Annotated in this window: 13 protein-coding genes and 1 pseudogene; 5 read left to right on the top strand and 9 right to left on the bottom strand. The window is 71.9% G+C overall.

Annotated features, from left to right (window positions below; translation table 11 throughout):
- The 5 genes from lpdA to cobU all read right to left on the bottom strand — a co-directional run bounded on the left by lpdA (nt 1) and on the right by cobU (nt 6,121).
- Complete coding sequence (lpdA, locus tag AC060L_RS14725) at nt 1-1,389, bottom strand: dihydrolipoyl dehydrogenase (protein ID WP_483799170.1); 1,389 nt, start codon at nt 1,387-1,389, stop codon at nt 1-3.
- Nucleotides 1,390-1,787: 398 nt separating this feature from the next.
- Entirely contained in the window at nt 1,788-3,284 is a 1,497-nt protein-coding gene (locus AC060L_RS14720) for a leucyl aminopeptidase (RefSeq protein WP_483799169.1), read from the bottom strand.
- A gap of 231 nt (nt 3,285-3,515) precedes the next feature.
- Complete coding sequence (locus tag AC060L_RS14715; protein WP_483799168.1) at nt 3,516-4,310, bottom strand: adenosylcobinamide-GDP ribazoletransferase; 795 nt, start codon at nt 4,308-4,310, stop codon at nt 3,516-3,518.
- Nucleotides 4,311-4,314: 4 nt separating this feature from the next.
- Complete coding sequence (locus AC060L_RS14710; RefSeq protein WP_483799167.1) at nt 4,315-5,430, bottom strand: nicotinate-nucleotide--dimethylbenzimidazole phosphoribosyltransferase; 1,116 nt, start codon at nt 5,428-5,430, stop codon at nt 4,315-4,317.
- A gap of 130 nt (nt 5,431-5,560) precedes the next feature.
- The gene (cobU, locus tag AC060L_RS14705) at nt 5,561-6,121 is read right to left on the bottom strand and encodes a bifunctional adenosylcobinamide kinase/adenosylcobinamide-phosphate guanylyltransferase (protein WP_483799166.1); all 561 of its coding nucleotides are present in this window, start codon (nt 6,119-6,121) and stop codon (nt 5,561-5,563) included.
- 153 nt (nt 6,122-6,274) lie between these two features.
- Here cobU and AC060L_RS14700 point away from each other — a divergent pair, with 153 nt between their 5' ends.
- Nucleotides 6,275-6,475, top strand: coding sequence for a hypothetical protein (locus AC060L_RS14700; RefSeq protein ID WP_483799165.1), 201 nt, complete (start codon nt 6,275-6,277; stop codon nt 6,473-6,475).
- A gap of 50 nt (nt 6,476-6,525) precedes the next feature.
- Here the strand turns inward: AC060L_RS14700 and AC060L_RS14695 are convergent, their stop codons facing one another.
- Together AC060L_RS14695 and AC060L_RS14690 are read right to left on the bottom strand one after the other, a co-directional pair.
- Complete coding sequence (locus tag AC060L_RS14695; protein ID WP_483799334.1) at nt 6,526-7,248, bottom strand: class I SAM-dependent methyltransferase; 723 nt, start codon at nt 7,246-7,248, stop codon at nt 6,526-6,528.
- Nucleotides 7,249-7,511: 263 nt separating this feature from the next.
- Nucleotides 7,512-8,111: a DUF3043 domain-containing protein gene (locus tag AC060L_RS14690; protein ID WP_483799164.1), complete on the bottom strand. Its 600-nt coding sequence runs from the start codon at nt 8,109-8,111 to the stop codon at nt 7,512-7,514.
- Between the two features lie 247 nt (nt 8,112-8,358).
- On the opposite strand from AC060L_RS14690, the gene AC060L_RS14685 reads away from it, so the two are divergent.
- Nucleotides 8,359-9,168, top strand: coding sequence for a PspA/IM30 family protein (locus tag AC060L_RS14685; protein ID WP_483799163.1), 810 nt, complete (start codon nt 8,359-8,361; stop codon nt 9,166-9,168).
- A gap of 34 nt (nt 9,169-9,202) precedes the next feature.
- Nucleotides 9,203-9,502 carry a PspA-associated protein PspAA gene (pspAA, locus tag AC060L_RS14680; RefSeq protein ID WP_483799162.1) on the top strand — a complete coding sequence of 100 codons (300 nt, stop codon included), beginning with the start codon at nt 9,203-9,205 and terminating at the stop codon, nt 9,500-9,502.
- Between the two features lie 69 nt (nt 9,503-9,571).
- On the opposite strand, the gene nadA is transcribed toward pspAA, so the two are convergent.
- The gene (gene nadA, locus AC060L_RS14675) at nt 9,572-10,753 is read right to left on the bottom strand and encodes a quinolinate synthase NadA (protein WP_483799161.1); all 1,182 of its coding nucleotides are present in this window, start codon (nt 10,751-10,753) and stop codon (nt 9,572-9,574) included.
- 194 nt (nt 10,754-10,947) lie between these two features.
- On the opposite strand from nadA, the gene AC060L_RS14670 reads away from it, so the two are divergent.
- Both AC060L_RS14670 and AC060L_RS14665 read left to right on the top strand, forming a co-directional pair.
- Nucleotides 10,948-11,418 carry an Lrp/AsnC family transcriptional regulator gene (locus AC060L_RS14670; RefSeq protein ID WP_483799160.1) on the top strand — a complete coding sequence of 157 codons (471 nt, stop codon included), beginning with the start codon at nt 10,948-10,950 and terminating at the stop codon, nt 11,416-11,418.
- Nucleotides 11,419-11,593: 175 nt separating this feature from the next.
- Complete coding sequence (locus AC060L_RS14665; RefSeq protein ID WP_483799159.1) at nt 11,594-12,967, top strand: pyridoxal phosphate-dependent decarboxylase family protein; 1,374 nt, start codon at nt 11,594-11,596, stop codon at nt 12,965-12,967.
- A gap of 110 nt (nt 12,968-13,077) precedes the next feature.
- Here AC060L_RS14665 and AC060L_RS14660 read toward each other — a convergent pair.
- Nucleotides 13,078-13,406: pseudogene (locus AC060L_RS14660) on the bottom strand (GNAT family N-acetyltransferase); the annotation flags it as partial.

Genomic DNA, 13,406 nt, shown 5'->3' with positions numbered 1-13,406 from the left:
TCAGTCGTGCGCGTGCAGCGGCTTGCCGGCCAGGGCCAGGTGGGCCTCGCCGAGAGCCTCGGACTGGGTCGGGTGCGCGTGGATGAGCTGCGCGACCTCGGCGGGCAGCGCCTCCCAGTTGTAGATCAGCTGGGCTTCGCCGACCTGCTCGCCCATCCGGGCGCCGACCATGTGGACGCCGACCACGGCGCCGTCCTTGACCTGGACCAGCTTGATCTCGCCGGCGGTCTTCAGGATCTTGCTCTTGCCGTTGCCGGCCAGGTTGTACTTGACCGAGACGACCTTCTCCTTGCCGTACAGCTCCACGGCCTTGGCCTCGGAGATGCCGACCGAGGCGACCTCGGGGTTGGAGTAGGTCACCCGCGGCACGCCGTCGTAGTCGATCGGCACGGGCTTCAGGCCGGCCAGGCGCTCGGCGACCAGGATGCCCTCGGCGAAGCCGACGTGGGCCAGCTGGAGCGTCGGGACCAGGTCGCCGACGGCCGAGACGGTGGGCACGTTGGTGCGCATGTACTCATCGACCAGGACGTAGCCGCGGTCCATCGCGACCCCGACCTCCTCGTAGCCCAGGCCCTGGGAGACCGGGCCGCGGCCGATCGCGACGAGCAGCAGGTCGGCGTCGATCTGCTTGCCGTTCTCGGTGGAGACCCGGACGCCCGTCTCGGTGTACTCCACGCCCGAGAAGCGGGCCTTGAGCTCGAACTTGATGCCACGCTTGCGGAAGGCCCGCTCCAGCAGCTTGGAGGAGTTCTCGTCCTCCAGCGGAACCAGGTGCGGCAGCGCCTCGACGATGGTGACGTCGACGCCGAAGGACTTCCAGACGGAGGCGAACTCGACACCGATCACGCCGCCGCCGAGGATGACGGCCGACTTCGGGATCCGGTCGAGCTTGAGCGCGTGGTCGGACGAGATGACCCGGTCGCCGTCGATGGTCAGGCCGGGCAGCGACTTCGGCACCGAGCCGGTGGCGAGGATGACGTGACGGCCCTCGACGCGCTGGCCGTTGACGTCGACCGAGGTCGGCGAGGAGAGCCGGCCCTCGCCCTGGATGAAGGTCACCTTGCGGGAGGCGACCAGGCCCTGCAGACCCTTGTACAGGCCGGCGACGACGTCGTCCTTGTACTTGTGGACGCCGTTGATGTCGATGCCCTGGAAGGTCGCGAGCACGCCGAACTCGGCGGCTTCCTTCGTCTCGTCGGCGACCTCGGCCGCGTGCAGCAGCGCCTTGGTGGGGATGCAACCCCGGTGCAGGCAGGTGCCGCCGAGCTCGCCCTTCTCGATCAGAGCCGTCTTCAGGCCGAGCTGAGCGGCGCGGAGCGCCGCGGCGTAGCCGCCGCTTCCGCCTCCGAGGATGACTACGTCGAAAACGGTGCTGGCGTCGTTCGCCACGTCACGTCCTCCATGCATGGGGTGTGGATCGTCCGGGCCGGTGCTGGTCCGGTGTGCGGGAAACCCTTGTGAGGCGCCCAGTCGTGCCGGAAATACATCTTCGCACTTGTTCACGGCCGCTGATGTCCGGGTCCACCCCGGCGGGGGACCGAAGCGGGCCCGCGGTGCCGGCGAACACCCCCGTCGAGTGCCGTCTGTGCAGGTCAAGGCCGTACTGGTACGGCCTTTCGGCCCGGCTGCGCCGATCGGGGCGGCCGACTCTTCCGCCTCGTGGAACAAAGTTTCGCCCGTGGCGAACAGTCTTGCGTGCGACGCCACGCGTCTACCCGCCGGTAACCCGGACAAAAGCGGAAGGGGGCCCGGCGCCGCAGCGCCGGACCCCCTCAGCAGGGTCTTGCTCAGCCCTGCGCGGTCTCCTCCGCGAAGCGCAGCAGGGTGCGCACCGCGCTGGCCGTGCCGCCCTTGGGGGTGTAGCCGTACGGCGCGCCCTCGTGGAACGCCGGACCGGCGATGTCCAGGTGGGCCCACTCGATGCCGTCCGCCACGAACTCCTTCAGGAACAGACCGGCCACCAGGCCGCCGCCCATCCGCTCGCCCATGTTGGCCAGGTCGGCGACCTGCGAGTCCATGCCCTTGCGCAGCTCGGCCGGCATCGGCATCGGCCAGGACTGCTCGCCGGCGCGCTCGGCGACGGCGTGCAGCTTGTCGCGCAGCGCGTCGGTGTTGGAGAGCACACCGAAGGTGCGGCTGCCCAGCGCCAGCATCATCGCGCCGGTCAGCGTCGCGACGTCGACGATCACGTCCGGCTTCTCCTCGCCGGCCTTCACGATCGCGTCGGCCAGCACCAGGCGGCCCTCGGCGTCGGTGTTCAGCACCTCGACGGTCTTGCCGCCGTACATCCGCAGCACGTCGCCGGGGCGGGTGGCGGAGCCGGACGGCATGTTCTCGGCCAGCGCCAGCCAGCCGGTGATGTTGACGGCCAGGCCCAGGCGCTTGGCGGCGACCACGGTGGCGAAGACCGCCGCGGCACCCGACATGTCGCACTTCATGGTCTCGTTGTGGCCGGCCGGCTTGAGCGAGATGCCGCCCGAGTCGTAGGTGATGCCCTTGCCGACGAACGCGAGGGTGGCCTTCGCCTTCGGGTGGGTGTAGGCGATCTTCACCAGGCGCGGCTTGTTCTCCGAGCCGTTGCCGACGCCCAGCAGGCCGCCGAAGCCGCCCTTGGCCAGCGCCTTCTCGTCCAGGACCTCGATCTTGAGGCCGTGCTCCTTGGCAGCGGTCTGCGCGATCGCCGCGAAGGACTTCGGGAACAGGTCGTTCGGCGGCATGTTGATGAGGTCGCGGGCGCGGTTCATCTCCTCGCCGATGACGGTGGCGCGCTCGATGGCGGCCTTGGCGTCCTTGTTGCTCTTGCGGGTGGCCAGCACGACCAGCTCGCCGACCGGCGCCTTGCCGTCCTTCGGGGCGGCGTTGTCGAGGAAGAACTCGTACGCACCGAGCAGACCGCCGAGCGCGACGGCCTCGATCTCCTCGGCCGACTCGGCCGGCAGCGCCAGTGCGGCCTTCTTGGCACCGCTCAGCGTGCGGGCGGCGACACCGGCGGCCCGGCGCAGCGCCTCGGCCGAGTAGCCCTCCTCGGCCGCGTCACCCAGGCCGACGACGAGCACGAAGCCCGCCTTGAGGCCGCTCGGCGCGGGCAGCTTGATGCTCTCGCCCTCGGCGCCGGTCGCACCGAGGGTGGTCAGGACATCGGCCAGCTTGCCCTCGAACGCCTCGGTCACGGCCTCCGCGCCGGAGGCCACCAGCAGACCCTTGGGCCCCTTCGCCACGCCGATCACCAGGGCGTCCGCGCGAAGCGCGGCAGCTGAGGAGGTGCTCACAGACAATGCAGTCACGTAAATGCGTCCTGTTCTTTCGCGGTCCACGGCCGGATTTTGCGGCATGGCTTCAGCCCAAGCATGCTCCGCCGGGAAGGCGCAGGGCTACGGTGCTCACCGCATGGTAGTCCGCATGGTGGGATCCTGTGCCCCCGGGCGGACCCTGCTCCCGCCCGGTGACCGCGTAGTGACCGCGTACGTACGGTCAGGAGTGCCGGGCCGGCGGCGGCTCGGGTCGCAGACGCACGGTCAGGGGCCGACGGCAAGGCAGAGGAGCGCGGCGGCCGCCGCGGTCTCGGTCATCGCGCCGAGCACGTCGCCGGTGATCCCGCCGAACCGCCGCCGGCAGCGGCGCAGCAGCAGCCAGGCGGCGAGCTGGCCGACCGTCAGCGCCAGCGCGTAGCGCGGGTGGACGGCGCCGAGCGCGAGCGCGGCGAGCAGGGTGCCCAGCAGCGCGCCGGCCGGCGGTACGGTGCCCGCCACCATCGCGCCGAGCCCGCCGGGCCGGGCGGCCGGCACCGAGCGCAGGCAGCCCCAGCCGAGCGCGCACCGGCCGGCCACCGCGGCGGTCACCGCGGCGACCGTCCCGCGCAGCATGGAGTGCTCGAACTGCCCTGCCAGGCAGGCAATTTGACCGAGCAGAAGGAGCACCAGGGTCAGCACCCCGAAGGGGCCGATGTCGGACTGCTTCATGATGCGCAGCGCGTCCTCGGCGGGTTTGCCGCTGCCCAGCCCGTCGGCCACGTCGGCCAGCCCGTCCAGGTGCAGCCCGCGGGTCAGCGCGGCGAGCGCGGCGACCACCGCGACGGCGGCCGGCAGCGGACCGCCGCGCCAGGCGACCAGCGCGCCGAGCCCGCCCGCGAGGCCGCCGAGCACCAGCCCGACCAGCGGCGCGGTGAGCATCGCGCGTCCTGCGGAGAGACGGTCCCAGCGCTCGACCCGCACCGGCAGTACGGAGAGCGTGCCGAACGCGAACCGCAGCCCGGGTGCCCGCAGCGGGCGCGCCGACAGGTCGTCCACGGCCCGGTCGTTCGACTGCGGCACCCGGTCAGGCCCGGCCGAGCAGCTCGGCGGCGGTCGGCAGCCGCGGCGGCTCCTTCGGCGCCACCGGGCCGGCCGCCGCGATCGGTTCGGTGGCCAGCGCGTCCGAGGCGGCCTGCAGCAGCGGCAACGCCAGCACCGCGCCGACGCCCTCGCCGATGGTGATCTGCTGCTCGTGCACCGGCGTCAGGGTCAGCCGGTCGTAGGCCTTGGCCAGCGCGGGCTCACCGCTGATCTGGCCGGCCCGCCACCAGTCGGGCGCCCGGAACGACACGCGCTGCGCGACCAGCGCGCAGGCCGCCGAGACCACACCGTCCAGCACCACCGGGAGCTTGCGCACCGCGGCCTGCAGCAGGAACCCGGTGATCGCCGCGAAGTCGGCGCCGCCGGTGGCCGCGAGCAGCGCCAGCTGGTCGCCGAGCACCGGACGGGCCCGCCGCAGCGAGTCCCGGATCGCGGCGCACTTGACCATCCAGACCTTGTCGTCGATGCCCGAGCCGCGGCCGCAGACCGCGGCCGCGTCGGTCCCGCAGAGTGCGCCGATCAGCACCGCGGCCACCGTGGTCGAGCCGACGCCCAGGTCGCCGAGCAGCACCAGGTCGGTGCCGAGGTCGGCCTCCTCGTCGGCGATCGCCATGCCGATCGCGAAGGCCTGCGCGGCCTCCGCCGCCGTGACCGCGTCCTCCAGGTCGATCCGGCCCGAGCCGCGCCGCACCCGGTTGCCGCTCACCTCGGCGGGGAACTCGTCCGGCGCGGCGTCCACCGCGACGTCGATCACCCGCACCTCGGCGCCGAACCGCCGGGCCATCCGGGCCACCGGCGCGCTGCCGTCGAGGACGGCCTCGATCCGGCGGGCGGTGCCGCCCTCGGCCGGCAGTCTGGAGACGCCGAGCGCCGCGATGCCGTGGTCGCCGGCGAAGAGCAGCACCTTGGGCGCGGCGATCGCGCGCACGGGTGAGTGCCCCTGTACGGAGGCCAGCCAGCTGCCGAGCTCGTCCAGCTGCCCGAGCCCGCCACGCGGCCGGTCGAGCTCCAGCCGGAGTTCCTCGGCGGCCCGCCGGGCAGCGTCGTCGGGGCGCTCGACGAGCGAGGCGAAGGTATCGAGATCCACGGTGGTGTCCATCGGGCCGAACACTACCAACCGGGCCCTGCCCGTCAGCAGGGGTCGCCACAGGGAAATCCGCGCTCAAGCGGCGGTCGGCGGTCGGCGGTCGGCGGTCGGCCGTCAGCGGTCGGTGCTCAGCGGTCGGTGGTCAGCGGTCGGCGCGGCCCTTGATCGCGAGCACCTGCCCGGCGACCACCAGCAGCACCCGGTCCGACTCCTCGGCGATCGCCATGTTGAGCCGGCCCAGGGTGTCCCGGAACCGCCGCCCGGCGGCGGTGGCCGGCACCACGCCCATCCCGACCTCGTTGCTGACCGCGATCACCTGGCGCCCGGTCAGCCGCCAGGCCGCGGCCAGCTCGTCGCAGTCCCGCTGCACGGCCCGCTCGGCGCCGCCCTCGTACCAGGCCGCGTCGTCCCAGGCGCCGGCCCGGTCCATCACGGCGGTCAGCCAGAGCGCCAGGCAGTCGATCAGCACCGGGGCCGGATCGGCGGCGTCGGCCAGCAGCGCCGTCAGCGCGGTGGTCTCGGCGGTGCGCCAGCTCGCCGGGCGCCGCTCCCGGTGCAGCGCCACCCGCTGCGCCCACTCGACGTCCCCGTCGCGGTCGCCGCTGGTCGCCACGTACAGGACGTCGCTGTGTTCGAGCAGCAGCTGCTCGGCCCGGGTCGACTTGCCGGACCGCGCGCCGCCGAGGATCAGGGTGCGTGCCATGCGGACCATCCTGGCCCACCGAGGTTGAGCGCCGGTACGGCGGGCAGCCTCAACCCTGCGCGGTAGCCTGCGCGCAGCAGAACAGCTGCAGGACAGCTTGCAGGACAGCAGCAGAACAACGGCGCAGCAAGAACGTCATGGGAGGAGCCCGGCATGGTGTGGACGTGGCGGTACAAGGCGGCGGACGGCTCGGTCGTCACCCCGGCCGGCGAGGCGGAGGAGTTCTCCAACCAGGGGGACGCGGAGTCCTGGATCGGCGAGGAGTGGAAGCGCCTGCTGGAGGACGGCGTGGAGAGCGTCGAGCTGCTGGAGGACGAGCAGACGATCTACCCGATGAGCCTGCGGGAGGGCTGAGCGCAGCCCGCCGGCACTGCGTCACCTGGTGCGCGCGGCCAAGGCAGGCCCTACTGCTGCTTCGCGCCCACCAGGTGGATCAGCGCGGCGACCTGCCGGTACGGATCCGCCCGCCCGGCCCGGTCCTCGGCGTCCAGTAGCTGGGCGAGCTGGCGCCCGTCCACCGGCGCGGCGTGGTCCGGCATCGCGTCGGTGAAGACCCGCACCCCGTACCAGTGCCGCAGCGGCACCGAGACCTCGCGCAGCGTGGTCGCCAGGTCGTCGAGCCGGTCGGCGCGGGCGGTCAGGCCCAGCCGGTTCGTGTAGTGGTCGGAGTCGAAGGCCTGGAGCGCGGCGCGCCAGTCGCCGGTCAGTCCGGCCCGCATGGCCAGCGCGTCCCGGTTGCGGGCCAGCAGTGAGATCAGCCCACCGCGCGCGAGCATCCGGGCCAGTGAGGCGATCATCGGGTCCGGGTCGGGTAGGTACATCAGGACGCCGTGGCAGAGCACCAGGTCGAAGCTGCCGGGGCCGAACCAGCGTCCGCACTGGTGTCCGTCGCCGCTCAGCAGCCGGACCCGCTCGCGGACCTCGGGCGGCTCGGCGGCGAGCAGCGCCTGCGCGGCGCCGAGCGTGACCGGGTCGGAGTCCAGGCCGGTGACCAGGTGCCCGGCCCGGGCCAGCCGCAGCGCCTGGGTGCCCTGGCCGCAGCCGACGTCCAGCACCCGCAGCGGGGCGAGCCGGGCCCGCTCGCCGAAGTGCTCGCCGATCTGCTCGGCGACCTGGCGGCCGACCATCTCCTGGCGGACCAGGTTGTGCAGGCCGCCCTGCCGGTCCAGCCAGGCACCGGCGCCGCCGGCGAAGGAGCCGCTGCGGGCGGGCAGCCCGTGGTTCACGTAGCCGTAGCCGTAGCCGGCGTACGGCTGCTCCCGGTACTGCTGCTCACTCTCGGACTGCCGCTGGTCGTGCTGGCCGTCCGCCTGGCCGGGCAGCTCGTACCGACCGGTCCCCGACGCGGCGGGGACCCAGTCGTACGGCTGCGCTGGCAGCGGCTCGGCGGTCAGGGGTGCTCGCCCCGCTTCACCTGCGGCTTGGGCAGCCGCAGCCGACGCATCTGCAGGTTGCGCATCAGGCCGTAGCCGACCGCGCCGCGGGTGTTCTCGTTCGGGAACCGGTTGGCCAGCGCCTTGCGCAGGCCGTAGCCCAGGCGCAGGAAGTCGACGATCACCAGCACGAAGAAGAGCAGGAAGAGCAGCGTGGAGAGCAGCTGCAGTGCGGAGACCCGGACCACGCTGAGCACCAGGATCAGCACCGCGAACGGCAGGAAGAACTCGGCCAGCGACCAGCGGGAGTCCATGTAGTCGCGGGCGAACTTGCGCACCGGGCCCTTGTCACGGGCCGGCAGCGCGCGCTCGTCGCCGTTGAGCAGCGCCATCCGCTGCTTCTCGCGGTCGGCCCGCATCCGCTCGCGCGACTGCTTGGCGGCTTCCTTGCGGTCCTTGGGGACCGTCACACGGGTGCGACGGTGGGCCTCGGCCTCGCTGCGCTTGGGCGTGGGACGACCCTTCTTGGCCTGCGGGTCGCGGGCCTGGGTCGGGTCATCCTGCTCGGCCAGCGCGGTGGCGGAGGAGGGGGCTTCGTCTGAACGGCGTCGGAACACATGACAAGCGTACGTGCTGGCCGCAGCTTCCCCCAGGTCCCCCGCACCTCAGGGGACTCCCGGAGCACGGCAGGGGTACGGATCCACCCAGGGGATGAGGCAGAGCGGCACCTGGTGTAGCAGTCTTGGTGCAGGTAGGTGTACTGCGGTGATGGCCCCGCTGCACATACACTCGCACTAGATTTGGTACGAGATAGAAACCGCAGGCCGGAGAAGGGGGCACCCGAGGCCCATGAGCGACGGAATCATGAAGCGTATGGGGCTGATCTTCCGCTCCAAGGCGAACAAGGCCTTGGACCGGGCGGAGGATCCGCGCGAAACGCTCGACTACTCGTACCAGAAGCAGCTTGAACTGCTGCAGAAGGTGCGCAGGGGAGTGGCGGACGTCGCCACCTCGCGCAAGCGCCTGGAGCTGCAGCTGACCCAGCTCCAGCAGCAGTCGTCCAAGTACGAGGACCAGGGCCGCAAGGCGCTGTCGCTCGGCCGCGAGGACCTCGCCCGTGAGGCGCTGACCCGCAAGTCCGCGATGCAGTCCCAGATCAACGACCTGGAGGTGCAGTACCAGCAGCTCCAGGCCGAGGAGGAGAAGCTCACGCTCGCCTCCCAGCGGCTGCAGGCCAAGGTGGACGCCTTCCGCACCAAGAAGGAGACCATCAAGGCCACCTACACGGCCGCCCAGGCGCAGACCCGGATCGCCGAGTCCTTCTCCGGTATCTCGGAGGAGATGGGCGACGTCGGCCTGGCGATCCAGCGGGCCGAGGACAAGACCGCGCAGATGCAGGCCCGTGCCGGTGCGATCGACGAGCTGCTCGCCTCCGGCGCGCTGGACGACTCGTCCGGTCTGGGCCGCAAGGACGACATCGAGGCCGAGCTGGAGCGGGTGGCCGGCGGCAGCGACGTCGAGCTGGAGCTGGCCCGGATGAAGGCCGAGCTGGGCGGGTCCACCGGCCCCGCGGCGATCGAGCAGGGCAATGGCCAGGGCAATGGTGCCGCGCAGCCGCACCAGGGCAGCCAGACGCCGCAGGACACCCCGCCGGGGATCAACTACCACAAGTAAAGCGCCCGCTTCGACAGCAGGGAGAGACGCCAGCATGATCATGAGGATCATGGGTGAGGGCCAGTTCCAGGTGGCGGACGAGCACCTGAACCGGCTGAACCGGCTCGACGACGAGCTGCTCGCCGCTCTGGATTCGGGGGACGAACCGGCCTTCCGCGCCACCCTGGGCAATCTGCTCACGGCGGTCCGCGAGGTCGGCACCCGAGTACCGGACGACTCGCTGGAGCCGTCCGACCTGATCCTGCCGGATGACGGCGCGACCATCGAGCAGGTCCGCGAACTGCTGCGGACCGAGGGCGATGGGCTGATCCCGGGCCTGGGCCTGCCGGAGTAGCCGGCGCAGACGACGTGAGAGGGGCGGCACCCACCGGGTGCCGCCCCTCTCACGTCTCGCCCGTGGCCGCTACGGCAGCGCGAGCATCCGGTCCAGCGCGGCCTTCGCGTACTTCTCGGTCTCCGGGTCCACCGTGATCACGTTCGACACCCGGCCCTCGACCAGTGACTCCAGCGCCCAGACCAGGTGCGGCAGGTCGATCCGGTTCATCGTGGAGCAGAAGCAGACCGAGCGGTCCAGGAACGCGATCTCCTTGTCCGGGTGCGCCTTGGCCAGGCGCCGGACCAGGTTGAGCTCGGTGCCGATCGCCCACTTGGAGCCGGGCTCGGCGGCGTCCAGCGCCTTGATGATGTACTCGGTCGAGCCGACCATGTCGGCCGCCGCGACGACCTCGTGCTTGCACTCCGGGTGCACCAGCACGGTGACGCCCGGGATCCGCTCGCGGACCTCGGCGACCGAGTCGACCGTGAACCGGCCGTGCACCGAGCAGTGCCCGCGCCAGAGGATCATCTTGGCGTCCCGCAGCTGCTCGACGGTCAGGCCGCCGTTCGGCTTGTGCGGGTTGTAGAGCACGCAGTCGTCCAGCGAGAAGCCCATGTCCCGCACCGCGGTGTTGCGGCCCAGGTGCTGGTCGGGCAGGAAGAGCACCTTCTCGCCCTGCTCGTAGGCCCACTCCAGGGCCCGCTGGGCGTTGGACGAGGTGCAGATCGTGCCGCCGTGCCGGCCGGTGAAGGCCTTGATGTCGGCGGAGGAGTTCATGTACGAGACCGGGACGGTCACGTCGGCTATGCCGGCCTCGCGCAGCACGTCCCAGCACTCGGCGACCTGCTCGGCGGTGGCCATGTCGGCCATCGAGCAGCCGGCCGCCAGGTCCGGCAGGATGACCTGCTGGGTGGCGCCGGTCAGGATGTCCGCCGACTCGGCCATGAAGTGCACGCCGCAGAAGACGATGTACTCGGCCTCCGGGCGGCCCGCGGCGTCCCGGGCGAGCTTGAAGGAGTCACCGGTGACGTCGGCGAACTCGATGACCTCGTCGCGCTGGTAGTGGTGACCCAGGATGAAGACCCGGTCGCCGAGCTTCGCCTTGGCGGCGCGGGCGCGCTCGACCAGGTCCGGGTCCGAGGCCGGCGGCAGGTCGCCGGGGCACTCGACGCCGCGCTCGCTGTTCGGGTCGGCCTGGCGGCCGAGCAGGAGCAGGGCGAGCGGCGTCTGGGCGGGCTCGGCGAAGCTGATGTCAACGGTGGTGGTCACGGGCGGCTGCCCTCCTGTGCGGCCGGAGGTTCCCAGCCTTCTCGTCTTTCTGACGTTATCTATGATAACCGGTTCGCGTCACTCTGACGATGGACATTGTGTCGATGTGACGCGATCGTCTTGACGTAGTGTCCGCAAGAATGGGGCTAGTCAACGGCCACCCCCACCAGCGCAGACCGTGGAGACCCGACCCGATGAGCAAGAGCAGCGCCGCAGAGCCGGGCGGTGTCGCGGCCGCCCTGGACGAGACCGACCGGCTGCTGCTGGCGCACCTGGGCCGCGACGGGCGCGCCTCGTACGCCGAGATCGGCCTGCTCGCCAACCTCTCGGCGACCGCCGTGCGCCGCCGGATCGACCGGCTGCGGGCCCGCGGCGTGGTGCGCGGCTTCACCGTGGTGCTGGACCCGCAGCTGCTCGGCTGGCAGACCGAGGCGTTCGTCGAGGTCTACTGCCGCGAGCGCACGGCGCCCGAGGAGATACTCGCCAGCCTGCGCCAGTTCCCCGAGGTGGTCGCGGCCTGGACGGTGACCGGCGACCCGGACGCGCTGGTCCATCTGCGCGCGGCCGACACCCGCCATCTGGAGGCGGTGATCGAACGGATCCGCAAGGAGCCGGGCGTGCAGCGCAGCCGCAGCTCGGTGGTGCTGTCCAGACTCATCGGCTGATCCGAACGCGATCCTGACGCCCGCCCGACTCCCACTCGCGACCTGACGCAGGATTCCTGCGCGCTACCCGCGGAACTCGCTCGAAAGCTGCCCGAACCGGCGCATTCGGACGCGCGGCCGAAGGCTCCCGCTGCCTACTCTGATCAAGAGTTCGTCAGCCGAAGGAGCAGCCCCCGTGAACGCCAGCAGCGCCCCCCACCGCATGCACCAGCCGGACAACGAGCTGGTGGACCTCGTCTTCGGCTACATGCGCGAGCGGCTGCAGTACGATCCGGTGCCGCTCGACCACCCCGGCGACGGCGAGCAGCTGCGGGCCCACCTGGCCGGCCTGCTGAACGAGCACGGCAACGCCCCGGCCGACGTGCTCAAGCTCTACGACCACGAGCTCTCCCGTGCGGTGATCTCCGCCGACAGCCCGCGCTACCTCTCGTTCATCCCGTGCGCGCCGACCAAGGCCGCGCTGCTCTTCGACATGGTCGTCTCCTGCGCCTCGCTGCAGGGCATCTCCTGGCTGGAGGCGGCCGGCGCGATCGCGGCCGAGAACCAGGTGCTGCGGCTGATAGCCGACCGGGCTGGGCTGCCCGAGAGCGCGGGCGGCACCTTCGTCTCCGGTGGCTCGGCGGGCAACCTGTCCGCGCTGGTGGTCGCCCGCGACGTGGCCCGCCGCCGGCTGGGCGTCGGCCCCGAGACCCGGCTGCGGGTCGCGGTCGCCGACCAGGTGCACTCCTCGGTCAAGAACACCTTCAACATCATCGGCGTGGAAGCGTTCAAGGTGCCGGCGGTGGACCGGCGCTTCACCGGCGAGGCGCTGCGCGCGGCGCTGGCCGCCGACCCCAACCCCGAGACGGTGATCGCGGTGGTCGGCACGGCCGGCACCACCAACGAGGGCATCATCGACGACCTCCAGGGCCTCTCCGAGGTCACCCGCGAGCGCGGCCTGTGGTTCCACGTGGACGGCGCCTACGGCGGTGCCGGGCTCTTCGCCCCGTCCGTGCGCGAGCGTTACAACGGCATCGAGCACGCCGACTCCTTCGTCGTGGACCCGCACAAGTGGCTCTTCGCGCCCTTCGACTGCGCCGCGCTGCTCTACCGCAACCCGCAGCTCGCCAAGGCCGTGCACACCCAGGACGCCGGCTACCTGGACGTGCTGCACCACGAGGGCGACGAGTGGAACCCCACCGACTACGCCTACCACCTCACCCGCCGGGCCCGCGGCCTGCCGCTCTGGTTCTCGCTCGCGGTGCACGGCACCCAGGCGTACAGCGACGCGATCGAGGCCGGCCTGAAGCTCGCCCAGGACACCGCGCAGCTGATCCGGGAGACGGGGCACCTGGAGCTGCTGCACGACCCGCAGCTCTCCGCGGTCTGCTTCCGCCGCACCGGCTGGAGTGAGCAGGACTACTACACCTGGTCGCAGCGGCTGCTCGCGGACCAGATCGGCTTCGTCACGCCGACCGGCTGGGACGGCGAGACGGTCGCCCGGTTCGCCTTCCTGCACCCGGGCACCACGATGGAGATGGTCCGCGAGATCCTGGACACGATGGCCTGAGGCCTCTCCAGCGGTGCAGAAACGATTCCTCGCCGCTGTGCCTCATCCCTGCTGTGTCTCACCCCCGTCGGGCCACGCGCCCGGCGGGGGTGGTCGGGTTTTCGTAGCGGTCAGAGGAACGCGCCGTTCGGCAGGTACGGGGTCGGCGGCCGCATCCCGCGCAGCGCGAGGTAGCCGCTGGTCCGCAGCGTCAGGCCGACCTCCAGGCCGACGTCCACCGCCCACTCCTGCTCGGCGGTGGCGAACCTGACCCTCGCCTCGGTGCCCGCCGGCACCCGGGCCAGCGCCTCGCGCAGCAGCCGCACGGCCAGCCGGCGCGAGGTCGCGGCGAGCAGCTTCACCTCACCGCCGAGCCGGTAGCAGTAGCCGCTGCCGGCCAGGGTGTCGGCGATCAGCACCTCGTCGTAGTGGGCCAGCATGAAGTCGTGCTCGGGCCCGT

The organism is Kitasatospora sp. NEAU-69 (assembly GCF_057158765.1).
This window is presented reverse-complemented; position numbering and strand designations above follow the sequence as displayed.